The organism is Pseudomonas rubra (assembly GCF_028656935.1).
Classification (GTDB): Bacteria; Pseudomonadota; Gammaproteobacteria; order Pseudomonadales; family Pseudomonadaceae; genus Aquipseudomonas; species Aquipseudomonas rubra.
In genome coordinates, this window is the sequence record NZ_JAMDGZ010000009.1 from 31,360 (window position 1) to 57,406 (window position 26,047).

Genomic DNA, 26,047 nt, shown 5'->3' on the forward strand with positions numbered 1-26,047 from the left:
GTCCGGTGTATACAGGACCTGTGGGAGCCGGCCTTGCCGGAGATGCCTTTGATCAGACAACACGTTTTCCGATTTACACCACGCCCAGCACGTTAAATACGAACGCATATTCCAGCGCCACATCGCGCAGCCCCTGGTAGCGTCCGCTCATGCCGCCATGGCCGGCGCCCATTTCGGTCTTGAGCAGCAGCGGGTTGGTGTCGGTCTTGGTCACGCGCAAGCGCGCCACCCACTTGGCCGCTTCCCAGTACTGCACGCGGCTGTCGTTGTACCCGGCAATCACCAGCAGGGCAGGGTAGGCCTGGGCACGGACGTTTTCATACGGCGCGTAGGCCTTGATGCGTGCGTACACCTCGGGCTCTTGCGGGTTGCCCCACTCGTCGTATTCGGTGACGGTCAGCGGCAGCTCGGGGTCGAGCATGGTGTTAAGCACGTCGACGAACGGTACTTCGGCAATCGCCGCCTTGAACAGCTCCGGGCGCTGGTTGAGTACCGTACCGATCAGCAGGCCACCGGCGCTGCCGCCGCTGATCGCCAACTGGTCGGCGCAGGTCACGCCCTGGGCGATCAGGTGTTCGGCGCAGGCAATGAAGTCGCCAAAGGTGTTGTGCTTGTGCTCTTGCTTGCCGGCGCGGTACCAGGCTTCACCCAGTTCGCCGCCGCCACGCACGTGGGCGATGGCAAAGGCCACGCCGCGGTCGAGCAGGCTCAGGCGGGAATGGGAGAACCATGGGTCAAGGCTTTCGCCGTAGGCGCCGTAGCCGTAGAGATACAGCGGCACCGGCTTGCCGAGATCGGCGCGGCGCTGCACCAGGCTGATCGGCACCTGGGTGCCATCAGCTGCGGTGGCCCACAGGCGCTGGCTGACGTAGGCATCCGGGTCGAACGGGCCGAGTACCGGGGTTTGCTTGAGCACCTGCTGCTCGCCGCTGGCCAGTTCCAGCTGGCGCACCTGGGCTGGACGGTTGAGTGACTGGTAGCGCAGGCGAATACGCGTGCTGACGAACTCCAGGCTGTCTTGCACGTACAGGCTGTAGGCGGCGTCCGGCAGTTCCACGCGATAGGCCGGCAGGCCTTGCGGGCGCACCTCGATGATTGGCAGGCCGCCTTCGCGCAGGCTCAGGGTCAGGGCGCCAGCATTGAGGGTCAGGCCTTCGAGCATCACCGTTTCGCGATGGGCCACCAACAGTTGCCATTGCTCGCGGGTCGGCACGCCATCGGCCTCAGCCTGGTACAGAGCAAAATTGATGCCGTCCTGGTTGCTGCGGATGAACCAGCGCCACTGGCCATCCAGCTGGCCATGATCCGGGTAGTACTCGTGGTCTTCGACCCGTGGTGCCAGGCAGGTGAAGGCCTGCTCGGGGCGTTCGGCGTCGAGCACCCAGGCTTCGCTGGTGGTCTTGCTGTTGAGCAGCAGGATCAGTTGGCGCTCGGAGCTGGCGCGGTAGCAGTGCAGAAAGAAGCGGCCGTCGGCCTCTTCATAGACCGCCTCGACACTGCCGCTGCCCAGACGATGGCGCAGCAGCTTGTGCGGGCGATGGGTGTCGTCCAGTTCGGCGAAGAACAGCGTCTGGTTGTCGTTGGCCCAGGTCATGCTGCCGTCGCAGTCCTCGAACGGCAGTTGCTCGATGGCGCCGCTGGCCAGATCCTTGACGTACAGGGTGTAGATTTCGTCGCCCGTGGTGTCCAGGCTGTAAGCCAGGCGCTGGTGGTCGGGGCTGATGCTGAAGGCGCCCAGGGACAGGAAGCCGCCTTGGGCCAGCGCGTTAGGGTCGAGTAGCAGCTCTTCGTGGTTTTCATCGACCGTGTTGGAGTCGTCGGCCGGGCGTGGGCAGCGGTAATGCCGGGCGTACTCGTCACCGGCGGTGGTGCGCGTGTAGTACAGGTACGGGCCCCAGGGCGAGGGCAGCGACAGGTCGGTTTCGAGGATGCGCGCCTTGATCTCTTCGAACAACTGTTCGCGCAGCGGCGCCTGAGTGGCCAGTTGCGCCTCCTGGTATGCGTTCTCGGCGTTCAGGTAAGCCAGTACCTCGGGGGTATCGCGTTGCTGCAGCCAGGCATAGGGGTCGGCACCATCGGCCTTGTGGGCAATCGGGGCGCGGGGAGCGGTGTCTGCGGACATGCGGGGTTCTCTTGGCTGGGGGGCGCCTGCGCGCGGAAAAGTGTTTATCATAAGCGTCTATTTGCCTAGCTTGCCACGGACACCATGACCGAGAACGACTATCTGCTCGCCTGGGGCCTCTACGCCCTTGCCGCCCTGGGATGCCTGTTGGTGGGCTTTCGCCTGACCGGCTGGATGTGGCGCTGGCTGCGTGAACCGCTGCGGGTGGTGATGGCGGTACTGCTGTTGACGCCGACCATTGTCGACCCGGTCAAGGAGAAGTTCGCCCCGGCCATTGCCATTGCCGCCCTCGATACCCTGTTCAAGGTCGGCAACAACGCCCTGCGTGCCGCTGCGGATCTGGCCATGTACGGCATGATCGCCTTCACCCTGTATGCCGTGTTCGTGCTCATCCGCTGGCCGCTGGAGCGGCGCGCCAAGGCCCGCCGCGAACAGGCCGAAGCCGCTGCCAAGCGTGAGGCCCAAGAGCCTGTGAGCGATGAACCGTTCGCCGCCGATCGCAGTGATCGTTACCGTAACCCGCCACCCGCAGCGCCATTGGGTGGCAGCGGCACGCGGGTCGAGCCGCGACTGTAGGACTTGCCCGGAGCAGCCAAGCATGTGTGAACTACTGGGCATGAGCGCCAATGTGCCGACCGATATCGTTTTCAGCTTCACCGGGCTGATGCAGCGCGGTGGGCGCACCGGTCCGCACCGTGACGGCTGGGGCATCGGCTTCTACGAGGGCCGTGGCTTGCGCCTGTTCCAGGACCCGGCGGCAAGCTGCGAATCGGAAGTCGCCAACCTGGTGCAGCGCTATCCGATCAAGAGTGAAGTGGTGATCGGCCACATTCGCCAGGCCAACGTCGGCAAGGTCTGCCTGTCCAATACCCATCCGTTCGTGCGCGAGCTGTGGGGCCGCAACTGGTGTTTTGCGCACAACGGCCAGCTCGGCGAGTTCAAGGGCCAGGCGACCTTCTACCGGCCGATTGGCGACACCGACAGCGAAGCGGCGTTCTGCGACCTGCTCAACCGCGTACGCGAGGCCTTTCCTGAGCCGGTGGAGGTCGAGCAATTGCTGCCGGTGCTGGTCGAGGCCTGCGCCGGGTTCCGTCGCAAGGGTGTATTCAACTGCCTGCTCAGCGACGGTGACTGGCTGTTCTGCTTCTGCTCGACCAAGCTTGTGCACATTACTCGACGTGCGCCGTTCGGCCCGGCGCGGCTGAAGGACGTCGACATGATCGTCGACTTCCAGGCTGAAACCACCCCTAAAGATGTGGTCACGGTGATCGCCACCGAAGCTCTCACCGAGAACGAAACCTGGCACCGTTACGAGCCCGGCCAATGGGCCCTGTGGCGCCGTGGCGAATGCATCGCCGAAGGTCAGGCCAGCTAAGGATCAGCCCCATGTTCAGAAGTTACCTGCGCTTGCTGTTGTTTACCTGCGGTCTGCTGGTTGGCCTGCAGGTCCCGGGCTATATCGTTGACTACAGCCAGCGGGTCGAGGCGCACCTGCTGGAATCGCGTGAGGGCCTCAAGGGCTTTGAAGACACCGCCAGGCGCTTTTTCAACGGCGACTTGCAGGCCTTGTTGCGCCACTACCGCAGCAGCGACGACCCGGTGTTCACCAGTGATGCCAACAGCATCGAAAGCCTGATGATCCGCAACCGCCAGTTCGAGCAGGAATGGCAGATTGTGCAAGGGCCGTGGCTGGCTAAAACCTGGCATGTACTGGTCGCCGCCACCCCGCAATTGCGCGAAGAAACCCTCAACGGCTACCGCTACCAGATCCTCCTCAACCCCGAGGCCCTGGCCTGGGGCCTGAGCTGCGCGCTACTGCTGGCGCTATTGGTCGAGAGCCTGCTGCTGTTGCTCGGCTGGGTGGCCATGGGCGGGCGGCGCAAGGCCGTGCAGGAGAGCTGGCGCTAGACCAGCACGATACGCTGCGGCCCGGCATCGCGGGCGTAGCGCTGCAGAACGTTGCGGCACAGCTGGACCACTTCATCGACCAGATCGACGCCGGTCTGCCAGGCCACCACCAGCTCCAGGCTCGGTGGTTGCCGGGCCAGCGGCAGCAGCACCAGTTCGCCACGGGCCAGCTCTTCGCTGACCAGCGCGGGTGGCAGGGCGCCGATACCAAAGCCGTCACGCAACAAGCGGGTAATCGCTGCCACCGAGTTCACGCAGTTCAGCCGTGGTGCGCCGACGCCTTCGGCCTGCAGCAGGCTGAGCACTTCCTGGTGCGGTCGCGAGTTCTTCGAGAAGGTGATGATGCGTTCGCGGGCCAGGTCCGCCAGCGAGGCGTAGTCGCGGTTGTAGATCGATTGGCTGGCAACGATCCAGCCCATGGGGTAGCGCGCAAGGTCCAGGCTGCGGATAGTTTCCTGGCGTAACAGGTCGGTTTGCAGGATCACATCGAGAAAGCCTTTTTGCAGTTGTTCGCGCAAGTTGAGCGCAGTATCGGCGACCAGTTCGATTTCCACCTGGGGGTAGCGCTCCATCAGCTCCGACACCAGCGGGCTCATCCAGGTGTGGATCACCGTGTCCATCACACCGATACGAATCCGCCCGGCCTTGGCCCGGTCGCTGTCCAGCGACTGCTTGAGAGCCTTGGCAGTGTCGAGCATCTGTTCAGCGTACTCGAGCACCTTGCTGCCTTCGGGGGTCAGGCTCACGCCGCGGGAGTCGCGCAGCAGCAACCTGACCCCAAGGTCCGCCTCAAGCGCTGCAATGCGGCTGGAGATCGAGGCCTGGGTGGTGAAGAGTTTTTCGGCGGTCAGGCGAAAGCTCTTGAGCCGGGCTACCCAAACGAAGGTTTCGAGAAATTTAAGGTTCATCGCGCGCTCACTGATCAAATTTTTCTTATGCCAGACAGCTGGTTTTTCTCGTTGGACGGCAACCTGCGCCCGTCGAAAAATGATCCTCAGGCCGCGACACATGCTGTCGTCGTTAAAACAATACCAACAAGCTGAGGCAACCATGAACCCATCGGGCGTGCAGCAACAGGTCAAATCCAGGTCTGTGGCGGGACCTTTCGACTGGTACCGCAACATCAACAAGCAAGAACGCCGGACCTTCTGGAGCTGCAAGATCGGTTATGGCCTGGATGGCATGGACACCCAGATGCTCAGCTTCGTCATCCCCACCCTGATCGCCCTGTGGGGCATCACCACCGCCGAGGCCGGGCTGATTCACACCAGCACCCTGATCGCCTCGGCCCTCGGTGGCTGGATCGCCGGCATCCTCTCTGACCGCATCGGCCGCGTGCGCACCTTGCAACTGACGGTGCTGTGGTTTGCATTTTTCACCTTCCTCTGCGGCTTTGCCCAGAGCTACGAGCAGTTGTTGATTGCCCGCACCCTGATGGGCTTTGGCTTTGGCGGTGAATGGACCGCTGGTGCGGTACTGATCGGTGAAGTGATCCGCGCCCAGGACCGTGGCAAGGCGGTGGGCATGGTGCAGTCCGGCTGGGCCATCGGCTGGGGCCTGACGGCAATCCTGTATGCCGTGCTGTTCTCGCTGCTGCCACCCGAAGATGCCTGGCGCGCGTTGTTCCTGCTGGGCATCGTGCCAGCGGTGTTCGTGATTTTCGTTCGTCGCCTGGTCAAGGACCCGGAGATCTACCAGCAAGCCAAGGCTGCCGAGAAAACCGAAGCGCCTTCGCACTTCTACGAGATATTCGCCCCGGGCATGCTCTTCACCACGATTCGTGCCTCACTGCTGACCACTGGCGCCCTGGGCGGTTACTACGCCATCACCTCGTGGCTGCCGACCTTCCTCAAGAACGAACGCGGCCTGAGCGTGCTGGGCACTGGCGGCTACCTGGCGATGGTGATCTTCGGTTCCTACATCGGCTACGTGATCAGTGCCTACCTGACCGACCTGCTGGGCCGGAAAAAGAACTTCATCCTGTTCGCCGTCGGTTCCTTCACCATCGTCCTGCTCTACACCCAGATGTCGGTCAGTGACGGGGTGATGCTGTGGCTGGGCTTCCCCCTGGGTTTCTTTGCCTCGGGTATCTTCAGCGGCATGGGCGCGTTTCTCACCGAGCTGTTTCCCACCCGTATTCGCGGCTCGGGCCAGGGCTTTTGCTACAACATCGGCCGCGCCCTGGCGGCGTTCTTCCCCCTGCTGATCGGCCTGCTCAGCCAGAAGATCTCCCTGGGCCTGGGCATCGGCGCATTTGCCGCGGTGTCCTACGCAGTGGTAATTCTGGCAGCCTTGAGCCTGCCGGAAACCCGCGGCAAACAACTTGACGCCCATTGAAGCCGAGCCTGAAGGAGTATCACGCGTGAGCCGCCTGCTATTGAATTGCGATATGGGTGAAAGTTTCGGCAGCTGGACCATGGGTCTGGACGCCCAGGTCATGCCCTATGTTGACTGCGCCAACATCGCCTGCGGCTTTCACGCAGGCGACCCGGGGATCATGCGCAAGACCGTGGCCCTGGCTGTGGCCAACCAGGTGCGTATCGGCGCGCACCCGGCCTACCCGGACCTGGCCGGTTTCGGTCGCCGCTCCATGGCCTGCAGCGCCGAAGAGATTCGCGACCTGCTGCACTACCAGATCGGCGCCCTGGACGGCATTTGCCGTACCCAGGGCACTCAGGTGGCCTACGTCAAACCCCATGGCGCGCTGTACAACGACATGATGGCCGACCCGCTCAAGCTGCGCGCCGTGCTCGAAGCGCTGGCCGCCTATGACCGGCAGTTGCCGCTGATGCTGATGGCCACCGCCGACAACAGTGCGGCCCAGGCGTTGGGCGATGAATATGGCGTGACCTTGTGGTTCGAAGCCTTCGCCGACCGCGCCTATGACGCCGCCGGCCACCTGGTGTCGCGACGGCTGCCGGGGGCGGTGCATCATGATCCGGCGCTGATCGTCGAGCAGGCCCTGCGCCTGGCCCGGGGCGAGCCGCTGATCGCCTGCGATGGCAGCGCCTTGCGCTTGCAGGCCCAGACCCTGTGCGTGCATGGCGACAATGACAGCTCGATCGCCGCCGTGCGGCAGATCCGCCAGGCCCTCGATGCCCAGGTGGTGCCATGAACTACCGGATTGAGGTGGTGGCCATCGATTGCCTGATGGTGCGCCTGTTCGATGCCATCGACGAAAGCAACATGCCGTGGATGCTCGCCGCTGGCCAGCGCCTGCGCAGTGCCTTTGCCGAGCAACTGATCGACCTGGTGCCGTCCTATACCACGCTGATGGTGCATTTCGACCTGCTCCAGGTGTCACCCGCGCAGGCGCAGGCGCGCATTCGTGCAGCCCTCGACGACTTGCAGGCAGACACCGGCAGCGCTGGCCGCCTGCATGAGATACCGGTGTGGTACGACCTGAGTGTCGGCCCGGAACTCAAACTGTTGGCAGAACGTTGCCAGAGCTCGATGGCGGACATCGTGCGTCGTCACAGCGAGCGTGAGTATCAGGTGTTCGCTCTGGGCTTTGCCCCGGGCTTCGCCTTTATGGGCCTGGTTGAGGAGGCACTGGCCGCCCCGCGCCTGGCCACCCCGCGCAAACGCGTGGCGGCGGGCAGCGTGGGCATTGCCGAACGCCAGACCGCCGCCTATCCCGCAGTTTCGCCCGGCGGCTGGAACCTGATCGGGCGCACCCCGAGCAAACTCTTTGACCGTCAACGCGAGGGCTACAGCTTGCTGCAGCCGGGCGACCGGGTGCGTTTCGTGGCAGTTGAGCGCGCCACCTTCATCAACCTGGGCGGCGACGATACGCCGCTGGAGGCACAGGCATGAGCCAGTTGTCGATCGAAGCCAGCACGCCTCTGTGCCTGTTGCAGGATACCGGGCGCTTTGGCGTGCGCCACCTGGGCGTGACCCAGGGTGGGGCACTGGACTGGGTGTCGATGCGCTGGGCCAACTGGCTGCTGGGCAACCGCCCTGAGGCCGCAGTGGTTGAGGTCACCCTCGGTGGTTTCAGCCTGATTGCCGAGCAGGACTGCTGCCTGGCCCTGGCCGGTGCCGACCTGGATGCACGGCTCGACGGCCAGCCGCTCAAGCCTTGGCGCAGTTTCAGCATGCGCAGGGGCCAGCGCCTGCGCCTCAACCAACCGCTGCACGGCGCTCGGGCGTACATCGCAGCGCCCGGTGGCTTCAAGGCGCCTTTGCTGCTGGGCAGCTGTGCGAGTGTGGTGCGCGAAGAACTGGGCGGCCTGGATGGCCTGGGTTCACCGCTGGCCAAGGGGCAACAGCTGGAATATCACGGTGCGGCACCGGCGCACAGGGACGTACCGGAGGGGTTCTGGCCGGACTTTACCGACCGGGCGCCGCTTGACCTGTTGCTGGGTGCGCAGATCGGTGATTTCAGCGGGTTGAGCCTGTTCGAAGCGTTCAACCGCGACTGGACCCTCGACAGCCGGGCTGATCGCATGGGCATTCGCCTGTTGGGGCCGGTGTTGCAGTACCAGGGGCCGGCGATGATCTCGGAGGGGATCCCCTTGGGCGCGGTGCAGGTGCCGCCCGATGGTCAGCCGATTGTCCTGCTCAATGATCGCCAGACCATTGGCGGTTATCCACGCCTGGGGGCGTTGACGCCGTTGGCGCTGGCGCGGCTGGCGCAGATGCTGCCGGGGGCGGTGGTGCGCTTTAGGCCGGTGGTGCAGGAGATGGCGTGGCAGCAGCAGCGGGTATTTCTTGAGAGGTTTGTTGGCTGAAAGGGCCTCATCGCTGGCAAGGCCAGCTCCCACAGGTCTGGTGTACACAGAGTCACTGTGGGAGCCGGCCTTGCCGGCAATGGGGCGCGAAGCGGCCCCGGGCTTACTTGGACAAAAACCGCATGCCTTCCTCTAGCCCACGCAAGGTCAACGGAAACATCCGCTCCTCGACCAGCTCGCGAACGATGTTGGTCGACGCCGTATAACCCCAGGTTTCCTTCGGGTAGGGGTTGATCCAGATGAGCTTCTTGTACTTCTCCATGAAGCGCTGCATCCACACGTAGCCGGCTTCTTCGTTCCAGTGCTCGACGCTGCCGCCGGGCTGGGTGATCTCGTAGGGCGCCATGGCCGCGTCACCGACGAACACCACTTTGTAGTCGGCGCCGTACTTGTGCAGCAGGTCCAGGGTTGAGGTGCGTTCGGAAGTCCGGCGTAGGTTGTTCTTCCACAGCGACTCGTAGACGAAGTTGTGGAAGTAGTAGTACTCCAGGTGCTTGAACTCGGTCTTGCAGGCCGAGAACAGCTCTTCGCAGATCTTCACGTGGGCATCCATCGAGCCACCGATGTCGAACAGCAGCAGCAACTTGACGTTGTTGCGCCGCTCGGGGCGCATCTGGATATTGAGCAGGCCGGCGTCGCGGGCCGTATGATCGATGGTGCCGTCGATGTCCAGCTCTTCGGCCGCCCCTTGGCGGGCGAACTTGCGCAGCCGGCGCAGGGCCAGCTTGATATTGCGCGTGCCCAGCTCGACCTGATCGTCGAGGTTCTTGTACTCGCGCTGATCCCAGACCTTGACCGCCTTGCCCTGGCGCTTGCCGGCGTCGCCGACGCGAATGCCTTCGGGGTTGAAGCCGCCCGAGCCGAACGGGCTGGTGCCGCCGGTGCCGATCCATTTGTTGCCGCCGGCATGGCGTTCCTTTTGCTCTTCCAGGCGCTTCTTGAACTCCTCGATCAGCTTGTCGAGACCGCCCAGGGACTGGATCTGCGCGCGCTCCTCGTCGCTCAGCGAGCGCTCGAATTCCTTGCGCAGCCAGTCTTCGGGGATCAGCGCCTCCAGGTGCCGGTCGAGGTTTTCCAGGCCCTTGAAGTAGGCCGAAAACGCCCGGTCGAACTTGTCGAAGTGGCGTTCGTCCTTGACCAGGATGGCCCGCGACAAATAGTAGAACTCGTCCATGTCGGCAAAGGTTACGCGTTGCTTGAGTGCGTTGAGCAAATCGAGCAGTTCGCGCACCGAAACCGGCACCTTGGCCGCGCGCATTTCATTGAACAGATTGAGCAGCATGGCTATTGCTCCCGGCTCAGCGGTTACCGCGACGGCTCATGAAGGCCAGGCGCTCGAGCAACTGCACGTCCTGTTCGTTCTTGACCAAGGCCCCGGCCAGCGGCGGGATGGCCTTGGTCGGATCGCGTTCGCGCAGCACCGCTTCGCCAATATTGTCGGCCATCAGCAGCTTGAGCCAGTCGACCAACTCGGAGGTGGACGGCTTTTTCTTCAGGCCCGGCACCTTGCGCACATCGAAGAACACGTCCAGCGCTTCGCTGACCAGGTCCTTCTTGATGTTCGGATAATGCACATCGACGATCTGCTGCAGGGTGGTGCGGTCAGGGAAGGCGATGTAGTGGAAGAAGCAACGGCGCAGGAAGGCATCCGGCAGCTCTTTTTCGTTGTTCGAGGTAATGATGATGATCGGGCGCTGCTTGGCCTTGATCGTCTCGTCGGTCTCGTAAACGTAGAACTCCATCTTGTCCAGTTCCTGCAACAGGTCGTTGGGGAACTCGATGTCGGCCTTGTCGATTTCGTCAATCAGCAGAATGACCCGCTCTTCGGACTCGAAAGCCTCCCAGAGCTTGCCTTTCTTCAGGTAATTGCGCACATCGTGGACCTTGTCGACGCCCAGTTGCGAGTCGCGCAGGCGGCTGACCGCGTCGTACTCGTAGAGGCCCTGGTGGGCCTTGGTGGTCGACTTGATGTGCCAGGTGATCAGCTTGGCGCCAAAGGATTCGGCCAGCTGTTCGGCGAGCATGGTCTTGCCGGTGCCCGGCTCGCCTTTAACCAGCAGCGGCCGCTCCAGGGTGATCGCCGCGTTGACCGCCAGTTTCAGGTCGTCTGTAGCGACATAAGCGCTGGTGCCTTCGAACTTCATGAACCGATCCTCTAACGTAGCGCCGGGGATACATGGCCCCTGGCGGAAAAATTGCCATGCACGACTATAACGCGGGCTCTGGGCGAGTGGGAACGCAGACGGTCCATTCAGTCTCTGAATGGGCCGTCACTTGGTGACCTGGTCAGATTTACATACAGGCTGATTGTGGACGCACTGGCCGTGCAGGCTTACCCTTGAAGTTTTCCGCCCGGTGTATAAAAGGACCCCGCCATGAGCCGTATTTTCGCTGACAACGCGCATTCCATCGGCAACACGCCGCTGGTGCAGATCAACCGCATCGCCCCTCGCGGCGTCACCGTGCTGGCCAAGATCGAGGGGCGCAACCCCGGGTATTCGGTCAAGTGCCGGATCGGCGCGAACATGATCTGGGACGCCGAAAGCAGTGGCAAACTCAAACCGGGCATGACCATCGTCGAGCCGACCTCGGGTAACACCGGCATCGGCCTGGCCTTTGTCGCCGCCGCCCGTGGCTACACGCTGCTGCTGACCATGCCGGCGTCGATGAGCATCGAGCGGCGCAAGGTGCTCAAGGCCCTGGGCGCGCAACTGGAACTCACCGACCCGGCCAAGGGTATGAAAGGCGCGATCGAAAGGGCCAACGAGCTGGTTGCCAGCGACCCTGCGAAGTACTTTTTGCCCGGCCAGTTCGAGAACCCGGCCAACCCGGCGATCCATGAGAAGACCACCGGCCCGGAGATCTGGAACGACACCGACGGCGCGGTGGATGTGCTGGTGGCCGGGGTCGGCACTGGCGGCACCATTACCGGGGTGTCGCGCTACATCAAGCAGACCCGGGGCAAGGCGATTCTCTCGGTGGCGGTCGAGCCGAGCAGCTCTCCAGTGATCACCCAGGCCCGCGCCGGTGAAGAAATCAAGCCCAGCCCACACAAGATCCAGGGCATTGGCGCAGGTTTTGTGCCGAAGAACCTGGATTTGTCGATGGTCGATCAGGTCGAGCTGGTCACTGACGAGGAGTCCAAGGCCATGGCCCTGCGCCTGATGCAGGAAGAGGGCATCCTCTGCGGCATTTCCTCCGGAGCGGCCATGGCTGCCGCGGTGCGTCTGGCGGAAAAACCGGAAATGCTGGGCAAGACCATCGTCGTCGTCCTGCCGGACTCCGGCGAGCGCTACCTGTCGAGCATGCTTTTTGCCGACCTGTTCACCGAGCAGGAAAACCAGCAGTAAACCGCAGCGGCGCTGATCCGGCGCAATGTTCGGCGCCGCTGTTTGTTGCACAATCCTCAACACTGATTGCCAGCTGCGCAGGCTTGTACCGCGGGCGGATCGGTTTATCATGCTCGATTAATCTGGCAGCGATGGCCTGATCGAAATTCCAAGGAGTGTTGCATGACCTTTTCCTTTGTCGCCAAGGCAGGTGTACTGCTGCTGTTTTTCGGCAGCACCTTGTATGTGCACCTGCGCGGCAAGGCGCGTTTGCCAATGTTGCGCCAGTTCGTCAACCATTCGGCGCTGTTCGCCCCTTATAACGCCCTGATGTACCTGTTTTCCGGCGTGCCGTCCAAACCCTATCTGGACCGCAGCCGCTTCCCCGAGCTCGACGTGCTCAAGGACAACTGGGAAGTGATCCGCGAAGAGGCCATGCACCTGTTTGACGAGGGTTACATCCGCGCCGCCGAGAAAGACAACGACGCCGGCTTCGGTTCGTTCTTCAAGAAGGGCTGGAAGCGTTTTTACCTGAAGTGGTACGACAAGCCGCTGCCTTCGGCCGAAACGCTGTGCCCCAAGACCGTCGAACTGGTCAACAGCATTCCCAACGTCAAGGGTGCGATGTTCGCCTTGCTGCCCGGTGGCAGCCACCTGAACCCGCACCGCGATCCGTTCGCCGGCTCCTTGCGTTATCACCTGGGCCTGTCGACGCCCAACTCCGACGACTGCCGGATCTACGTCGATGGCCAGGTGTATGCTTGGCGCGACGGTGAAGACGTGATGTTCGACGAGACCTACGTACACTGGGTCAAGAACGAAACCGAAACCACCCGGGTGATCCTCTTCTGCGACGTCGAGCGGCCGCTCAACAGCCCGCTGATGACCCGCATCAACCGCAAGGTCAGTGCCTTCCTCGGCCGCGCCACCGCGCCGCAGAACACCGACGACGAGCGGGTTGGCGGGATCAACCAGGCCTATGCCTGGAGCAAGCGTTTCAGCAACGTCATCAGCAGCCGGGTCAAGCAGTTCAAGCGTGCCAATCCCAAGGCCTACCGGGTATTGCGTCCGGTGCTGGCGGTGGTGGTTGCCTATCTGTTGTATCGCTGGCTGTTCTGAGAAAGACATCGCGGGGCAAGCCCGCTCCCACAGAGTGAGAACCTGTGGGAGCGGGCTTGCCCCGCGATAATTTCACCACTATAGTCAGCCACACTTCACCTCACCGAAGACCTGCTCATGCCAGCTTCCTGCCCATCCACCGTATTCGCCACCGCGCCTGACGCGGTTGTCGTTGTGCGCGGGAATCAGCAGCCGGCCATGATCAGCCACTACCCACCACCTGTCAGTAGCGTGGTCGTGTGCATCGTTGCACCGCCAGCGGTGGTAGTGCTGGGCTAAGCGGCCAATTGCTGCGTCCCCACACACCTGCACCCTACTGAATACGGTTGGCTTCCCCTCGCGGGTAGCACCGTTCGGCTTATCTGCCCGAATTACAGGTGGCATTCATGTCTGTTCTAGCGAAACAATCCGTGGTCTCGGCGGCCACTACCAGCCTGTTCGTCCTGCTCTGGAGTAGCGGGGCGATTGTCTCCAAGCTTGGCCTGGCCCATGCCAGCCCCTTTGCCTTTTTGCTGTTGCGTTCAGCCCTGGCCCTGGTCGGCCTGCTGTTGCTCAGCCCGTTGCTCAAGCTGCACTGGCCGCGTACGCGCCCGGCGGTACTGCAAGCCCTGGCCACTGGTTGCGTGCTGCTGGGCGCTTACCAGATTTTCTATCTGCTGGCGCTTAACACCCAGGTTACCCCCGGGGTCATGGCCACGGTCATGGGCGTGCAACCGATCCTCACCGTGGTGCTGATGGAACGCCAGCGCTCCTGGCGCCGGTTGTTCGGCCTGGGCCTGGGCTTGAGCGGCTTGATCATGGTGGTCTACCAGGGCATCAACCTCGGTGGTGTATCACTGGCGGGGATGCTGTTTGCCCTGCTGGCACTGATGAGCATGACCTTTGGCTCGATCATGCAAAAGCGCATCACCCGCAACCCCATGGGAACCTTGCCGCTGCAGTACTTTGCTGGGTTGTTGATGTGTGCCGTGTTTGCGCCGTTTCAGCCGCTGCAGGTGGAGCTGACCGGCAGCTTCGTCGGCGCCTTGCTGTGGATGGGGCTGGTGGTGTCGCTACTGGCGACCTTGCTGCTGTACCGGCTGATCGCCCAGGGCAACCTGGTCAATGTCACCAGCCTGTTCTACCTGGTGCCGGCAGTCACCGCAGTGATGGACTACCTGATCTTCGGCAACCGCCTGGCGGCACTCAGCCTGCTGGGCATGGGCCTGATCGTCGTTGGCCTGTTGTTCGTGTTCCGCAAGCCCGCTGCCGCCCAGGCGCAACTGCAGGCTGACTAGCACGGCCGGCCGCCCGGCGGCGTGCCGGGCGGCTTACCTTCAGAAGTAGTAGCCGATGTTGATGTTGGTGCGGTAGTACCAGTCGTTGCTGCCAACCGAGCTGGTGCTGGTCCAGCCCGTGCCGTTTTCGGCACCGCCGAAGGGGTTGGCGTTCTTCGCCCAGGTGAAATCGACCCAGGCCATGATCGGCATGGCCAGAAACTGAGCGCCGACGGTAAACATCTGCGAGTCATCCCAGCCGCTCTTGTCTTTCATCATGCGGCTGTAGTCGTTGTACACCTTGATCTTCTTCAACTGGCCCAGGCTTGGAGTGAAGATGTCGTAGCCGACGTTGATCGAGCCGATGGTGGCTTTGGAGGCGATCAGGAAGGCCGGGGTCAGGCCGTTGCCACCCATCAGCACCGAGTCATTGCTGACGCCATCGGGGTTCTGCGGATCGTACTCGTAACGAATCGCCTGGCTGGTGACCGTCCAGTTGCCGGCGTTGACGATCGCATGCACGCCGCCCGCCCAGTAGTCGCCATCGTCGCGGGTAGTGGCGTTGTACAGCTCGGCGGCGGCCAGCGAGGCGCCGATTTCAGTCTTCCAGCCGTCACCGCTAAACGTCCGGGCGACCCGGGCGTTGACCTGGTTGCGCTTCTCGTTGTCCTGGCGCGACTGGGTAAAGGCCACGGCGTTGTCGTTCAGGTCGGCATAACGGCCGACTTCCGGCGAGTAGCGGATGCCGCTGGGCAGCATGCGCGGGAAGTAACCCAATTGCAGGTCCCAGTTCTTGTCCTTGTAACTGTATTTCAGGCCCGTGCCGGCGCTGACGCCATAGCCCATGAAAAACGGAATGTGATAACTCCAGCCGAACTGCGGGTAGGGCTCAAGGCCAAAGGGTTTGAACGGCGCCCCCAGTTGCACATTAGCGTTGGTGTTGAAGCGATAACCGACGTAGCCGCGGTCGATCGAGCGCTTGCCGTCGTCCTGGAACCAGTAGCCGATGTCGCTGAACAGTTGCTTATGGGTGGCCTGGACATCCAGGCGGAAGGTATCGAAAAGAAAGCGTCCGTTGTTCTCGGTAGTATCCCAGTGTTCGTCGCGGTAGTTGACTCGCAGCGCGCCGCCGATATCCAGTGAACTCTGGCCATCGTCACTGCGCCAGGCGATGTGCGGAAATGGTTTTTTCAGCGCTGGCGGCTGATCGGGCGCCGCCGGGCCGGGCTCGGAAGCGAAACTGGTGGCGCTGCCGAGGATCAGGCCCAGGCTTATCACGTACTTGTTCATATCAATGCCCCGCAAGGTTGAGCAGTTTCTCTGGGCGACAGCTGTCCGCCGCCTGCAATCAGGCATTAAGCGAAAGTCAGCGGTGGCGCAGGGGTAGGTTTGTTATTGTTTTATAAGTGGCACGTTGTTTTTATTTTTGAACTCGAGAGGGTAAGATCAGGAACTGTGCCAGTGCGGATAAGCGGTAGGTTTTCCGCTAAACATCAAGTAAATCAATTATTTATATTTGAAACGCTTTGATTTGTGTTGTGGGTGAAACAGCGTGGAGTTTAAGTAACAGGCGTGTGCAGTTAAGGTGCGGCTTAAGTGCACAAGGCGCTGTAATAGCGCCTTGTTTGTTTTATGAGTAAATAAGTAGTTAGCTATTTTTATCTACAGATCCAGCACCATGCGCCGGCTCTTGCAGCCCGACACACAGACCATCATCGATTTGTTCTCTGCTCGTTCAGCCTTGGTCAGTACACCGTCGCGGTGGTCGATATCACCCTCCAGCACTCGGGTTTCGCACGACCCGCATACCCCTTCGCGGCAGCTGTACTCGATATCGCAACCGGCTTCGAGCAGTACATCGAGCAGGTTCAGCCCAGGCTCGAGGTTCAGGGTCTTGCCGGACTTTTTCAGCTCGACGCTGTAGCTGTCCTGGGCATCTTCCGAGGGTGGCAGTTCGGCGGCGGTAAAACGTTCGATATGCGCATGGGGATAGCCCAGGCTTTCGCAGGTGCTCTCAAAGGCATCGAGCATCGGCGTCGGCCCGCAGCAGTAGAAGTGTGTGTCGCTGGGTTGGCCGGCCAGGTAATGGGCCAGATCCGGCGCCGCGTTCTTCTCGTCGTTGAAGTGGTAGAGCACCTTGGCATCAACTGCGCTGAGTGCTTCCAGCAGCGCCGCTTCCTTGCGCGAGCGGGCGCAGTAGATCAGCTCGGCGGATTTGCCCAGGGCCAGCAGTTGGCGAAACATGCAGTAGATCGGTGTTATACCGATGCCACCGGCCACCAGCACGTTGTGGCTGGCATGCGGGTCGAGGGCGAAGTTGTTGCGTGGTTGCGAGATGCTCAGTTGCGAGCCAACGCGCAGTTGCTCATGGACGAACGCTGAGCCGCCACGGCTGTTGCGGTCACGCAGGATGCCCACCACATAACGGCCCTGGTCGCTCGGCGAGTTGAGCAGCGAGTAACTGCGCACCAGGCCGTTGGGCAGGTGCAGGTCGATGTGCGAGCCGGCCTCGAACGGTGCGAACACGGTGTCGCCCCAGGGGCGCAGTTCGACGCTGATGATGCCTTCGGCTTCGTGGCGCAGGGTATGCACCAGCGCGGTGATGGTAGAGGAGTTGGACATCGGTCACCTCAATGGCGCAGTGCGCAAGTCAATGTCGAGCCGGGCGCTGGCTTCGATTTCCACCACCAGCTCAGGGAACACCAGGGCGCTCACTTGAACCAGGGTGGAGGTGGGGTAACAGGCGAAACCTTTGAAGAAGTCGCGGCGTGCGCGACCGACTTCGTCCTTGTCGGCAATGTCGGTGAGGTACACCGTCAAGCGGTAGAGATTGCCGATGTGCCCGCCTGCCGCTTCCACCAGGGCCCGGGCCTTGTTCAGCACCACCAGGGTCTGAGCGTAGGCATCCAGTGGCGTGCCGCACTCGGCCGCCTGGCGGGTGGCGGGATGGCCGGTCATGCCGGACATCACCAGTTCATCGCCAAGCAGCAGGGCATTGGACCAACTGGCGCTGGCCAGCTCGGTCAATGCCTGCGCCTGGATACGTTGTACGGGCAGGTTCATCACAGCTGCTTCGCTTCGATCAGCGCCAGTTGCTCCTTGGCCTGGCCCTTGAGGTAACGGCGCAGGCGCACCACACCCAGGTCATGCTGGTAGAGGTTTTCGCGCTGATTGGCGTCGTATTCCATGAACTCCAGCAACACCCGGTCTTGCTCCAGCACTGCCCAGTGACGGGCTTCCAGGCGGTTCTTGTAGAGGAAGCGCCAGGTGTCGCGCTGCCAGCCGGTCAACGGCCGGGCACGCCAGTGGAACACCGCCGAGAGGCTGCGGCTGCTGGGGGTGTAGCTGCCGATGATGGTGAAGTTGCCGCCCGGGCCGCCGGTCTTCGGGTAAGGGATTTCCAGGCGCAGCCAGTGGCAGCCGTTGTCGAGGAATTCGGTCCAGTCGAAGTTGACCCCGCGCTGGCCTTCCTTCTCGAAGAAGAAGCCCTGCTCGGTATCGCGGGTGACGAACTTGGCCGTGGCTTCGCCTTCGCTCATCGAGTGCGACATCTTGTGCAGGTAGGTGCCGTGCATCGGGTCCATGACGTTGTCGAGTACGTAGCGGTAGTCACCTTGCCATTCGGTGTAGCAGAGGAAGCTGCTCCACTCGGGCGAGGTCAGTTGCTCGGGCAGTACCAGCTCCGGTGGGGCGTCCAGGTGCGGGTCGGTGGCGTTGAACAAAAAGATCGCCCCGGCCGCCTCACGGGTATGGAACATGCGCGTCGGGCGGCTGCCTTCGAGCTTGCAGCCCGGGCTGCCGGGGACCTTGGTCACGGTGCCGTCGCAGCGCACTTCGACGCCGTGGTACGGGCACTGCAGGCGGTCACCCAGCACCGGGCCCTGGGACAGTGGCGCGCCGCGGTGCGGGCAGTGGTCTTCGAGGGCATGCACGCTGCCATCGTTGTCGCGCCACAGGGCGATCTTGTAGCCCAGGCGGCGTACCGATACCGGCTTGTCGCCGAGCAGCTCGGAGGGCAATACGGGAAACCAGAGGTCTTTGAGGCCGTTGGCCAGATGGTTCTCAACAGGGTCGACGGTGAATTGCATATTCATCTTGTTTTACCTCCGGCGGGTCATGCGCCCAGCCGTGCCATCAGGGATTTATAGGAGTCTTCGGTCCATTCGCCGCTGGTCAAAGGGCAGGGCGGCCCGGCCAGGTTCAGGTGTGCCAGCAGCTCGGGCAGTTGGGTCACGCCGTTGCCGTAAGCGCGCTCGATGGAGTCGCCAAGCAGCTCCTCGAACGGGGTGTTGGGCCGTTTGCGCGCCTGATGGGGTTCCAGGTAGCGTTGGTTGTTGTTCATGTCATTGACCTCCATTGCGGACCCGTTCGCGGATCGTTTCGCGGACCGGGACAAAGTCGTACGTCGGGTAGCATTCGGTGCGGAACACGCCCCAGGCGGCGCGCTCCAGTTCCACATTGACCTTGCCGAGCAGGCTCGGCGGCAGGCGCAGGGTGACGATCTGGCCCAGGCCCATGGCCACGGTCCAGGACACCAGCTCGACGCCGGCGGGCGGAAAGCTGTCCCACCAGCCCATCTGCTTCATGTGCGCCTGGATCTGTTCCAGGTTCTTCGACTGGTCGTGCTTGAGCACCACCGTCAGTTGCATCGTCTCGCTCATGTTCGGGCCTCAGGCTGCACTTACCGTGGGCACGCTCCAGGCGTCATAGCCGTAAACCCAGTCGGCGTTGCCGCCGGCCTTGAGCCACTGGTTGCCGCGTGAGCCGATCTGGATCTGGCTGGTGCGTTCCAGGCGGGCCAGTTGATAGCCCTGCAGGGCACGGGTGACCTGCGCTGGGGTGTTCACACCGTGCAGATGACGGGCCAGCACTACGGCGTCTTCAATGGCCTGGCCGGCACCCTGGGCCATGAACGGCATCATCGGGTGGCAGGCATCACCCAACAGGGTGATCAAGCCTTCGGACCAGTACGGCAGCGGGTCGCGTTCGTACAGCGCGGTCTTGAGCACCTCGTCGCAGGCGTCGAGCAGGGCGCGGGCATCGGCGTGGAAGTCCTGGTAATGGCTGCGCAGCTCGGCGGCGTCACCGGCGGTGGTCCAGGACTCCAGGTGCCAGCTTTCCTGGGCGGTAGTGGCGAAGATAAAGATGTCGCGACCCTGGTTCAGCGGGAAGGTGACGATCTGGCTCTGCGGGTTCGGCCCCCACCATTTGGTGAAGGCCTGGATGTTCGGCACCTGGGCCACGCGGCTGGCCGGGATTACGGCGCGGTAGGCGACCACCCCGGTGAAGCGTGGTTGCTCTTCACCGAACAGGGCATTACGCACCACCGAGTGAATGCCGTCGGCGCCGATCAGCAGGTCGGCGCGATGGCGGCTGCCGTCCTTGAAGCGCAGCTCGACGCCGTCGGCATCCTGCAGCACGTGCTCGGCGCGTTTGGCGAACTGCACGTTGTGCAGCGGGAACACATCGGCCAGTGCCGCCAGCAGGTCGGCGCGGTGGATGGTCAACTGCGGTGCGCCGTACTGGCTTTGCGCGGCGTCGGCCATTTCCAGGCGCGAGGTTTCTTCGCCGCTGTCCCACAGGCGGCTGATGCGGTGGGTCGGGCGCGCTGCCGGAATACGCACAGCCAGGCCGACGCCGAGGCCGTCGAGGGCGCGCACGGCATTGGGCGTAAGGTTGATGTCGGCGCCGACCCGCAGGAAGGCTTTGGATTGTTCGAAAACCGTGACCTGGTGACCGGCCTGGCGCAGGGCGATGGCGGCGGTGAGCCCACCGATGCCGGCACCGTTGATGGCAATGTTCAACGAAGACATGGACAACTCCTGCTCAGGGTTTGGGTTTGTCGGTAAGGAACTTGCCTTGCGGCGCTTCGGCATGTTGCTGGCGCCGGGTGTTGCCATCGATGCCGCCGGCAATCGCCCATTCGGCAAACACCGTCGGGCCGGGCTCGAACTCGCGGGGTTGCCATTCGCCGGTCAGTTGGTCCTCGTCGGCGTAGTACTCGACGAGGGCGCCGGCCGGGTTCTTGAAGTACCAGAAAAACGCCGACGACACCGGGTGCCGGCCAGGTCCGATCTCGGTGCTCCAGCCGCTGCGCGAGATGTGCATGCCGCCGCCGAACACTTCGTGCAGGTCGCGCACGGTGAAGGCCACGTGGTTCAGGCCGGCCCGCGGTGCCGGCAACTGGAGCATGAACAGGTCGTGGTGGCCGCCTTCTTCGGCAGTGCGCAAAAAGGCGCCGCGGTTGGGGTAGCGGTCCGAGGCCTGGAAACCGAAGCGTTCGTGGTAGAAGGCTTCGCAGGCATTCACATCCTTGACGAAGAACACCACGTGGCCGACTTCAATGGGCGTGGCGCGCTCGTAGACCGGCGCCGGTTTGTTGATCCGGCCCTTGGTCTGCCAGGTGTTGTGGCCGCTGCACTCGATGTCCAGCGCGCGCTTGCGGGTCACCTGCAGACGAATCGCCAGGCCATTGGGGTCGGTGCAGCCGATGCGCCCGTTGCCCTCGACAAAGCCCGGATCCTTGGCGATGCGCTGGCTGTACAGGGCCAGGTCCGCTTCGCTTTCAACGCCCCAGACCACTTCGCGCACCGTCGAGCCCGCTTCGATCGCGGGTGGCAGGCCAGCCTTGTTGATATCGGCCAGTACCACCCGGCAGCCGTTAAGGGTTTCGAAGATCACCTCGTCGGCCTGTTCGCTGACCTTGTTCAGGCCCCAGTCGCTGAAGAAGCGCACGCAGGTGTCGAGGTCTTCGACGCCGTAGGTGACTTCATCGATGCCCAATACGCTCATGGCCTTGCCTCCACACCGGCCCAGGCCAGCGGTTGTTCGTTCATGCCCCAGTAGAGGCTCTTCTGTTCCATGTACTGCAGGATGCCGAGGCGGCCTTTCTCGCGGCCCAGGCCACTGTCGCGCCAGCCGCCGAACGGGGTGGCAATGGAGAACTGCTTGTAGGTGTTGATCCACACGGTGCCGGCCTGGATCTTGCGGCCCAGGGCCCACGCACGCTTGTAGTCGCGGCTCCAGATGCCGGCGGCGAGGGCGTAAAGACTGTCGTTGGCCTGCTCGACCAATTGCTCTTCGCTGTCGAAGGGCAGGGCCACCAGCACCGGGCCGAAGATTTCTTCCTGGCAGGTCTGCTGACTGTTGCTCAGGCCTTCGAGGATGGTCGGCGGGTAGTAGTAGCCTTGCTCGTAGATACCGCCGGTTGGGCGCTGGCCGCCGAGCAACAAGCGGCCACCTTCGGCCAGGCCCAGGGCCACATAGCGCTCCACCGACTCGCGGTGCGCGGCGCTGATCAGCGGGCCCATCTGCGTCGACTCGTCAGCCGGGTCGCCCAGGCGCAAACCAGCGGCCCCGGCCACCAGGCGCTGCATGAACGGCTCATACAGGGCGCGGGCGACGAACAGCCGCGAGCCGGCGATGCAGGCCTCGCCCGAGGAGCTGAAAATGCCGTAGAGCACCCCGGCCACAGCGTGATCGAGGTCGGCATCATCAAGGACGATGGTTGGCGATTTGCCGCCCAGTTCCAGTGATACCGGCATCATCTTGTCGGCAGCGATATGGGCGATGTGCTTGCCGGTTTTGGTTCCGCCGGTGAACGACACACGCTTGATCAGCGGGTGTTGGGTCAGGGCGTCTCCGAGCAGCGACCCCTTGCCCGGCAGTACGCTGACCAGGCCCTTGGGCAAGCCTGCGTCTTCGCAGATCTGCGCCAGTTGCAGGGCCAGCAACGGGGTGATTTCCGCGGGTTTGATCACCACGGCATTACCGGCGGCCAAGGCCGGGGCGACCTTTTGCGCTTCGCTGGCGATCGGCGAGTTCCACGGGGTGATGGCCGCGACCACGCCCATCGGCTCGTACACGCTCATGCTGACAAAGTCGCCGCGCGACGGAGTGATGGTTTCTTCCAGGGTTTCGCAGGCCGCGGCGAAAAACTGGAAAGTGCCAGCGGCGCTGGCCACCAGGGCGCGGGTTTCGTTGATCGGCTTGCCGTTGTCCTGGCGCTGCAACTGCGCCAGTTCTTCACCGCGCTGGCGGATCAGCTCGGCGATGCGGTACAGCACCGCAGCGCGTTCGTGCGGTTTGCGCTGGGCCCAGCCGCTGTTAAGAAAGGCCTGATGAGCCCCTTGCACCGCTTCTTCGACGTCATCAAGGCTGGCGGCGTTGAGCCAGGCCACCGGCTCGCCGGTGGCCGGGTAGCGCGTGGCGTAGCGTTCACCGCCGCCCAGGCGCCAGGTGCCGGCGATGCAGATAGGTAGAGTCTGTTCCAGCGTCATCAAAGTTCCCCTAGATGGAAATGGCATGGGCGTGGTTGCCCAGGGCGCGGACCACGCTGTAGACGGTCAGCGCCGAGGTCTTCGGGTTGGCCTGCAGCGGTTTGCCGCGCAGGCTCATCTCGAAACCGCCGAAGGCACCCCGGGCCTCGAAGTGGTGGACGTTCTCGTCGCTGCGCGGGTCGGCAATCAGCGTTACCCGCGTGCGGTCCAGGCCCAGGCCTGCCAGCGACAGGGTGGCGGCGACGTTGGCGTTCTTCGGGTACAGGCGCGCCGCTTCCCGGGCGCTGCCTTCGAAGATCACCGTGGCCTGGTCGATGGCATCCAGGTCGCAGACCTGCTCGGCCGGGGTGTTCTTCCACGCCCGGGCCGGCTTGCGGCCGGTGTAATCAACCGAGTCCAGACCGCCGACCTTGGCCGCCGACAGCGCATCGATACCGCCGATGGCGCCGGGCAGCAGCTCGATGCGCGTATTGCCACGGGCGGCCGCCGCTTCCAGGCGCTCGACCAGGCCCAGCTCCGACAAAGCACCGACCGAGACGATCAGGCAGGCGATACCGCGCTCCAGCGCCGGCAGTACGTGCTCTTCGATCGCCTTGTGCCCGGCGCACTCCACCAGCAGGTCCGGGCGGGCATCGGCGGGCAGGGCGGTGAGCACCTGCGGCGGGCGCTTGAAGCTGGCCAGGCGCTGCTCTACCAGGGCTTCGGAGCCGGCCGAGGCAATCACATGCTCGACCCGCATCTGCGCATCGTTCTCCAGCAGTTCCAGCACCGCGACGCCAATGGCGCCGCAGCCGATCATGGTGATATTGAGCATCTTCAAGTCCTCAGGCCGTGGCTTTCTGGGCTTTGGTTTCGCTGTTGGGCGGGCCGGCGAACTGGGTGGCAAAGCCGCCGACGCTGAGCATGTCGACTTCCAGCAGGAACGGCCCGCCCTGGCTTAGGGCGTTGTCCAGCACCGCGCCGAAGTCCTTGAGGTCGCTGACCAGGCCATGACGCAGGCCAATGGATTCGGCGAGCTGGGTGTAGTCCGGGGTGTGCAGTTCGACGTAGGCGTGGCGGGCGCCGTAGATGGCGTCCTGGATATTGCGGATCACCCCGTAGCGCTGATCGTTCATAAGCAGGATCACCACGTTGGCGTTCTCCTGTACCAGGGTCGCCAGCTCGCCGAGGTTGAGGATGAAACCGCCGTCGCCAGCCAGGGCAAAGACCTTGCGCTGCGGGTCGGTCTCCGCTGCGGCCACGGCTGCACCGATGCCCATGGCCAGGCCCTGGCCGATACCGCCACCCAGGGCATGCACGCCCGACAGCGGGTGGTAAAGGTTGAGCAGGCGGTTGCCCCAGATGCTGTTGGACAGGGTCACGTCGCGCACCCAGGAGAAATTGCGCCCGGTCAGGCCCTGCAACTGCTCGACCATGGCCGAGTACGGGCCGAGGTCGGCCACCAGTTGCGCGCGCGATTGCGTGCGTACGGCTTTGAGTTCTTCGAGAAAGTTCGGGTCGATGTGCAAGCGGCCTTCAAGCCGATTGGCCAAGCCTTCGAGGGCCAGGGCAGAGTCGCCGCAGATGAACAGCTCACTGGAGTAGCTGCGGCCTTCGATGGCCGGGTTGGCATCGATGCGCAGGGTGGTGCGCGGCAGCTTCAGGGCGTACTTGAAGGTCTCGTTGCTGCGCAGGCGCGAACCGGCTACCACCAGGGCGTCGCAGCTTTGCAGGAAACCTTCGACCAGCTTGTTCTGCGAGAAGGCGCCCAGGCAACGCTCGTCGTCTTCATTGACCACGCCACGGCCCTGGGTCGAGGTGATCACGCCAACGCCCATGTCCAGCAGGCGTTTGACCTGCGCACCGGCGTGGCGGGCGCCGCCGCCGAGCCAGAGCAGCGGGCGGGTGGCGCAGGCCAAGCGTTCGGCGACAAGGTCCAGGGCTTCGGGTGCGGGCACGGCAGCCGGGATCGGCAACGGCGAGAGGTCGGTCGGCATGGGGATGAAGGTCGACTGGATGTCGATCGGAATCTCGACGCTGACCGGGCCGGTCGGCGCGGTGAGGGCGGTTTGCACGGCGAGCTTGAGCGTGCTCAGCGCGGTCTCGACACTGCGTACCCGAAAGGCGGCCTTGGACACTGCCTTGAGCATGGTCAACTGGTCGCGGGCTTCATGAATGTAGGCGAAATCCTGGTCCAGGTACGGCGTTTCGATCTGCCCGGTGATGTGCAGCAGCGGTGTGCCGGCGGTCAGCGCTTCGACCAGCGCCCCGGCAGCATTGCCGGCAGCGGTGCCGGTGGAGGTCAGGCACACGCCCAGGCCTCCAGTGGTGCGGGCATAGGCATCGGCCATGTTGGTCGCGCCGGCTTCACCCCGGGCCATGACGAAACGGATGTTGCCGCGCACGGCGAAGGCATCGAGGATCGGCATGTTGTGGATCGAGATCACGCCGAAGGCAGCCTTGACCTCGCATTGTTCGAGGAACGCGGTGATGGCAGCGCCAACGGTGACAGTGTTTTCATTACGCATGGCGGGACAGGCCTCCAGAAACATCGATATGGCTGCCAGTGGTGTAAGCCGACAGGGGCGAAGCCAGGAACAGAATCGCTTGGGCTGCTTCTTGGGGCAGGCCCAGGCGACCCAGGGGAATGTGTTTGCGTTGCGCCAGTTGCGCGGTCCATTGCGACCAGTCCAGGTCACGCTCTTCGCGGGCCTCGAAGCGCCGGCGCCACTGGCCGGACTCCACCAGGCCGATGAGGATGCCGTTGACCCGGATGCCCTGTTCGGCGAACTCGGTGGCCATCGAGCGCACCAGGTTTTTCAGGCCCGCACGCGCCGCTGAGGTGGCGACCATGTGTGGCTCCGGCTGGCTGGCCAGCAGCGAGTTGACGCAGACGATCGAGGCGCCGGCCTGGCTCTGCAGTTGCGCCAGGAAGGCGCGCACCGGGTAGATCACCGAGAAGAACTTCAACTGCAGCTCTTCGCTCCAGGCCTCGTCACTGGTGTCGGCGAAGGTCGAGACGCGGCCTTGGCCGGCGTTGTTGATCAGCACCCGGGCCGGGCCCAGTGCGGCCAGGCTCGCGGCGGCGAAGGCCTGCACCGATTGGCTGTCGAGCACGTCGCAGACCTGGGCTAGCAAACGGGCCTGGGGAAAGCGTTCGCGCAAGCGCGCTTGGGCGCTGTCCAACCGCTGTTGATCACGGCCACAGAAGGCCACCGCAGCACCGGCTTCGAGCAGTTGCTCGACGCAGGCCAGGCCAATTCCGGAGGAGCCGCCGGTAACGATCGCGGTGCTGCCGTGCAGTTGATAAAGGTTGCTCATC

At 63.5% G+C, this 26,047-nt stretch carries 27 protein-coding genes; 11 read left to right on the forward strand and 16 right to left on the reverse strand.

Annotated features, from left to right (window positions below):
* Positions 1-73: 73 nt before the first annotated feature.
* A complete protein-coding gene (locus M5G17_RS03755) occupies positions 74-2,122 on the reverse strand; it encodes a S9 family peptidase (RefSeq protein WP_273891671.1) in 2,049 nt (682 codons plus the stop codon).
* Between the two features lie 84 nt (positions 2,123-2,206).
* On the opposite strand from M5G17_RS03755, the gene M5G17_RS03760 reads away from it, so the two are divergent.
* From M5G17_RS03760 to M5G17_RS03770, 3 genes are read left to right on the forward strand one after another with little or no spacing between them, the layout of a single operon-like run.
* Complete coding sequence (locus tag M5G17_RS03760; RefSeq protein ID WP_273891672.1) at positions 2,207-2,698, forward strand: MFS transporter; 492 nt, start codon at positions 2,207-2,209, stop codon at positions 2,696-2,698.
* Positions 2,699-2,720: 22 nt separating this feature from the next.
* Complete coding sequence (locus M5G17_RS03765) at positions 2,721-3,497, forward strand: class II glutamine amidotransferase (protein ID WP_273891673.1); 777 nt, start codon at positions 2,721-2,723, stop codon at positions 3,495-3,497.
* An 11-nt stretch (positions 3,498-3,508) separates the two neighbouring features.
* Positions 3,509-4,030: a DUF2937 family protein gene (locus tag M5G17_RS03770; RefSeq protein ID WP_273891674.1), complete on the forward strand. Its 522-nt coding sequence runs from the start codon at positions 3,509-3,511 to the stop codon at positions 4,028-4,030.
* Here M5G17_RS03770 and M5G17_RS03775 read toward each other — a convergent pair.
* Entirely contained in the window at positions 4,027-4,938 is a 912-nt protein-coding gene (locus tag M5G17_RS03775; RefSeq protein WP_273891675.1) for a LysR family transcriptional regulator, read from the reverse strand. The two genes, M5G17_RS03770 and M5G17_RS03775, sit on opposite strands and share 4 nt — an antisense overlap.
* A 142-nt stretch (positions 4,939-5,080) precedes the next feature.
* Here M5G17_RS03775 and M5G17_RS03780 point away from each other — a divergent pair, with 142 nt between their 5' ends.
* From M5G17_RS03780 to M5G17_RS03795, 4 genes are read left to right on the forward strand one after another with little or no spacing between them, the layout of a single operon-like run.
* Positions 5,081-6,367, forward strand: coding sequence for an MFS transporter (locus M5G17_RS03780; protein ID WP_273891676.1), 1,287 nt, complete (start codon positions 5,081-5,083; stop codon positions 6,365-6,367).
* 25 nt (positions 6,368-6,392) lie between these two features.
* Positions 6,393-7,145, forward strand: coding sequence for a 5-oxoprolinase subunit PxpA (locus tag M5G17_RS03785; protein ID WP_273891677.1), 753 nt, complete (start codon positions 6,393-6,395; stop codon positions 7,143-7,145).
* Positions 7,142-7,846: a 5-oxoprolinase subunit PxpB gene (gene pxpB, locus M5G17_RS03790; protein ID WP_273891678.1), complete on the forward strand. Its 705-nt coding sequence runs from the start codon at positions 7,142-7,144 to the stop codon at positions 7,844-7,846. The genes M5G17_RS03785 and pxpB overlap by 4 nt, the downstream gene beginning before the upstream one ends.
* Entirely contained in the window at positions 7,843-8,763 is a 921-nt protein-coding gene (locus M5G17_RS03795; RefSeq protein WP_273891679.1) for a 5-oxoprolinase subunit C family protein, read from the forward strand. Before pxpB ends, M5G17_RS03795 begins: the two co-directional genes overlap by 4 nt.
* Positions 8,764-8,866: 103 nt before the next feature.
* Here the strand turns inward: M5G17_RS03795 and M5G17_RS03800 are convergent, their stop codons facing one another.
* Positions 8,867-10,045 carry a vWA domain-containing protein gene (locus tag M5G17_RS03800; RefSeq protein WP_273891680.1) on the reverse strand — a complete coding sequence of 393 codons (1,179 nt, stop codon included), beginning with the start codon at positions 10,043-10,045 and terminating at the stop codon, positions 8,867-8,869.
* Positions 10,046-10,061: 16 nt separating this feature from the next.
* Positions 10,062-10,907, reverse strand: a complete 846-nt coding sequence (locus M5G17_RS03805) for an AAA family ATPase (RefSeq protein WP_038996581.1) — start codon at positions 10,905-10,907, stop codon at positions 10,062-10,064.
* Positions 10,908-11,138: 231 nt separating this feature from the next.
* Between M5G17_RS03805 and cysK the strand changes: the two genes are divergently transcribed.
* From cysK to M5G17_RS03825, 4 genes are all read left to right on the forward strand, one after another.
* Positions 11,139-12,113, forward strand: coding sequence for a cysteine synthase A (gene cysK, locus M5G17_RS03810; RefSeq protein ID WP_273891681.1), 975 nt, complete (start codon positions 11,139-11,141; stop codon positions 12,111-12,113).
* Positions 12,114-12,275: 162 nt separating this feature from the next.
* Complete coding sequence (locus M5G17_RS03815; protein WP_273891682.1) at positions 12,276-13,211, forward strand: aspartyl/asparaginyl beta-hydroxylase domain-containing protein; 936 nt, start codon at positions 12,276-12,278, stop codon at positions 13,209-13,211.
* Positions 13,212-13,328: 117 nt separating this feature from the next.
* Complete coding sequence (locus tag M5G17_RS03820; protein ID WP_165392196.1) at positions 13,329-13,490, forward strand: hypothetical protein; 162 nt, start codon at positions 13,329-13,331, stop codon at positions 13,488-13,490.
* 107 nt (positions 13,491-13,597) lie between these two features.
* Entirely contained in the window at positions 13,598-14,488 is an 891-nt protein-coding gene (locus M5G17_RS03825) for a DMT family transporter (protein WP_273891683.1), read from the forward strand.
* A gap of 39 nt (positions 14,489-14,527) precedes the next feature.
* Here M5G17_RS03825 and M5G17_RS03830 read toward each other — a convergent pair whose 3' ends face one another.
* From M5G17_RS03830 to M5G17_RS03885, 12 genes are all read right to left on the reverse strand, one after another.
* The gene (locus M5G17_RS03830) at positions 14,528-15,757 is read right to left on the reverse strand and encodes a hypothetical protein (RefSeq protein WP_273891684.1); all 1,230 of its coding nucleotides are present in this window, start codon (positions 15,755-15,757) and stop codon (positions 14,528-14,530) included.
* 372 nt (positions 15,758-16,129) lie between these two features.
* On the reverse strand, positions 16,130-17,089 hold the full coding sequence (locus M5G17_RS03835) for a PDR/VanB family oxidoreductase (protein ID WP_273891685.1): 960 nt from the start codon (positions 17,087-17,089) through the stop codon (positions 16,130-16,132).
* 3 nt (positions 17,090-17,092) lie between these two features.
* The gene (locus M5G17_RS03840; RefSeq protein WP_273891687.1) at positions 17,093-17,530 is read right to left on the reverse strand and encodes a Rid family hydrolase; all 438 of its coding nucleotides are present in this window, start codon (positions 17,528-17,530) and stop codon (positions 17,093-17,095) included.
* On the reverse strand, positions 17,530-18,561 hold the full coding sequence (locus tag M5G17_RS03845; protein ID WP_273891688.1) for an aromatic ring-hydroxylating oxygenase subunit alpha: 1,032 nt from the start codon (positions 18,559-18,561) through the stop codon (positions 17,530-17,532). The genes M5G17_RS03840 and M5G17_RS03845 overlap by 1 nt, the downstream gene beginning before the upstream one ends.
* A gap of 20 nt (positions 18,562-18,581) precedes the next feature.
* Positions 18,582-18,809 carry a recombinase-like helix-turn-helix domain-containing protein gene (locus M5G17_RS03850; protein WP_273891689.1) on the reverse strand — a complete coding sequence of 76 codons (228 nt, stop codon included), beginning with the start codon at positions 18,807-18,809 and terminating at the stop codon, positions 18,582-18,584.
* 1 nt (position 18,810) lies between these two features.
* Positions 18,811-19,128, reverse strand: coding sequence for a hypothetical protein (locus M5G17_RS03855; RefSeq protein ID WP_273891690.1), 318 nt, complete (start codon positions 19,126-19,128; stop codon positions 18,811-18,813).
* Positions 19,129-19,137: 9 nt separating this feature from the next.
* Positions 19,138-20,280, reverse strand: coding sequence for an FAD-dependent monooxygenase (locus M5G17_RS03860; RefSeq protein WP_273891691.1), 1,143 nt, complete (start codon positions 20,278-20,280; stop codon positions 19,138-19,140).
* 13 nt (positions 20,281-20,293) lie between these two features.
* Positions 20,294-21,259: a VOC family protein gene (locus M5G17_RS03865; RefSeq protein WP_273891692.1), complete on the reverse strand. Its 966-nt coding sequence runs from the start codon at positions 21,257-21,259 to the stop codon at positions 20,294-20,296.
* Positions 21,256-22,746 (reverse strand): aldehyde dehydrogenase, encoded by a 1,491-nt coding sequence (locus M5G17_RS03870; RefSeq protein ID WP_273891694.1) that lies wholly within the window; start codon positions 22,744-22,746, stop codon positions 21,256-21,258. Before M5G17_RS03870 ends, M5G17_RS03865 begins: the two co-directional genes overlap by 4 nt.
* Before the next feature lie 10 nt (positions 22,747-22,756).
* Positions 22,757-23,560, reverse strand: coding sequence for an aspartate dehydrogenase (locus M5G17_RS03875; protein ID WP_273891695.1), 804 nt, complete (start codon positions 23,558-23,560; stop codon positions 22,757-22,759).
* A gap of 10 nt (positions 23,561-23,570) precedes the next feature.
* Positions 23,571-25,253 (reverse strand): thiamine pyrophosphate-binding protein, encoded by a 1,683-nt coding sequence (locus tag M5G17_RS03880; RefSeq protein ID WP_273891697.1) that lies wholly within the window; start codon positions 25,251-25,253, stop codon positions 23,571-23,573.
* Positions 25,246-26,046: an SDR family oxidoreductase gene (locus M5G17_RS03885; protein ID WP_273891698.1), complete on the reverse strand. Its 801-nt coding sequence runs from the start codon at positions 26,044-26,046 to the stop codon at positions 25,246-25,248. Before M5G17_RS03885 ends, M5G17_RS03880 begins: the two co-directional genes overlap by 8 nt.
* Position 26,047 lies beyond the last annotated feature (1 nt).

Excerpts from the sequence above, each read along its gene's own strand:
- M5G17_RS03815 (WP_273891682.1), top strand. The coding sequence starts at position 12,276 with ATGACCTTTTCCTTTGTCGCCAAGGCAGGTGTACTGCTGCTGTTTTTC.
- M5G17_RS03865 (WP_273891692.1), bottom strand. The coding sequence starts at position 21,259 with ATGAGCGTATTGGGCATCGATGAAGTCACCTACGGCGTCGAAGACCTC.
- M5G17_RS03845 (WP_273891688.1), bottom strand. The coding sequence starts at position 18,561 with ATGAATATGCAATTCACCGTCGACCCTGTTGAGAACCATCTGGCCAAC.
- M5G17_RS03760 (WP_273891672.1), top strand. The coding sequence starts at position 2,207 with ATGACCGAGAACGACTATCTGCTCGCCTGGGGCCTCTACGCCCTTGCC.
- M5G17_RS03770 (WP_273891674.1), top strand. The coding sequence starts at position 3,509 with ATGTTCAGAAGTTACCTGCGCTTGCTGTTGTTTACCTGCGGTCTGCTG.
- M5G17_RS03870 (WP_273891694.1), bottom strand. The coding sequence starts at position 22,746 with ATGACGCTGGAACAGACTCTACCTATCTGCATCGCCGGCACCTGGCGC.
- M5G17_RS03835 (WP_273891685.1), bottom strand. The coding sequence starts at position 17,089 with ATGTCCAACTCCTCTACCATCACCGCGCTGGTGCATACCCTGCGCCAC.
- pxpB (WP_273891678.1), top strand. The coding sequence starts at position 7,142 with ATGAACTACCGGATTGAGGTGGTGGCCATCGATTGCCTGATGGTGCGC.
- M5G17_RS03860 (WP_273891691.1), bottom strand. The coding sequence starts at position 20,280 with ATGTCTTCGTTGAACATTGCCATCAACGGTGCCGGCATCGGTGGGCTC.
- M5G17_RS03840 (WP_273891687.1), bottom strand. The coding sequence starts at position 17,530 with ATGAACCTGCCCGTACAACGTATCCAGGCGCAGGCATTGACCGAGCTG.
- M5G17_RS03795 (WP_273891679.1), top strand. The coding sequence starts at position 7,843 with ATGAGCCAGTTGTCGATCGAAGCCAGCACGCCTCTGTGCCTGTTGCAG.
- M5G17_RS03780 (WP_273891676.1), top strand. The coding sequence starts at position 5,081 with ATGAACCCATCGGGCGTGCAGCAACAGGTCAAATCCAGGTCTGTGGCG.
- M5G17_RS03880 (WP_273891697.1), bottom strand. The coding sequence starts at position 25,253 with ATGCGTAATGAAAACACTGTCACCGTTGGCGCTGCCATCACCGCGTTC.
- M5G17_RS03755 (WP_273891671.1), bottom strand. The coding sequence starts at position 2,122 with ATGTCCGCAGACACCGCTCCCCGCGCCCCGATTGCCCACAAGGCCGAT.
- M5G17_RS03805 (WP_038996581.1), bottom strand. The coding sequence starts at position 10,907 with ATGAAGTTCGAAGGCACCAGCGCTTATGTCGCTACAGACGACCTGAAA.
- M5G17_RS03820 (WP_165392196.1), top strand. The coding sequence starts at position 13,329 with ATGCCAGCTTCCTGCCCATCCACCGTATTCGCCACCGCGCCTGACGCG.
- M5G17_RS03765 (WP_273891673.1), top strand. The coding sequence starts at position 2,721 with ATGTGTGAACTACTGGGCATGAGCGCCAATGTGCCGACCGATATCGTT.
- cysK (WP_273891681.1), top strand. The coding sequence starts at position 11,139 with ATGAGCCGTATTTTCGCTGACAACGCGCATTCCATCGGCAACACGCCG.
- M5G17_RS03775 (WP_273891675.1), bottom strand. The coding sequence starts at position 4,938 with ATGAACCTTAAATTTCTCGAAACCTTCGTTTGGGTAGCCCGGCTCAAG.
- M5G17_RS03800 (WP_273891680.1), bottom strand. The coding sequence starts at position 10,045 with ATGCTGCTCAATCTGTTCAATGAAATGCGCGCGGCCAAGGTGCCGGTT.
- M5G17_RS03825 (WP_273891683.1), top strand. The coding sequence starts at position 13,598 with ATGTCTGTTCTAGCGAAACAATCCGTGGTCTCGGCGGCCACTACCAGC.
- M5G17_RS03850 (WP_273891689.1), bottom strand. The coding sequence starts at position 18,809 with ATGAACAACAACCAACGCTACCTGGAACCCCATCAGGCGCGCAAACGG.
- M5G17_RS03875 (WP_273891695.1), bottom strand. The coding sequence starts at position 23,560 with ATGCTCAATATCACCATGATCGGCTGCGGCGCCATTGGCGTCGCGGTG.
- M5G17_RS03885 (WP_273891698.1), bottom strand. The coding sequence starts at position 26,046 with ATGAGCAACCTTTATCAACTGCACGGCAGCACCGCGATCGTTACCGGC.
- M5G17_RS03830 (WP_273891684.1), bottom strand. The coding sequence starts at position 15,757 with ATGAACAAGTACGTGATAAGCCTGGGCCTGATCCTCGGCAGCGCCACC.
- M5G17_RS03855 (WP_273891690.1), bottom strand. The coding sequence starts at position 19,128 with ATGAGCGAGACGATGCAACTGACGGTGGTGCTCAAGCACGACCAGTCG.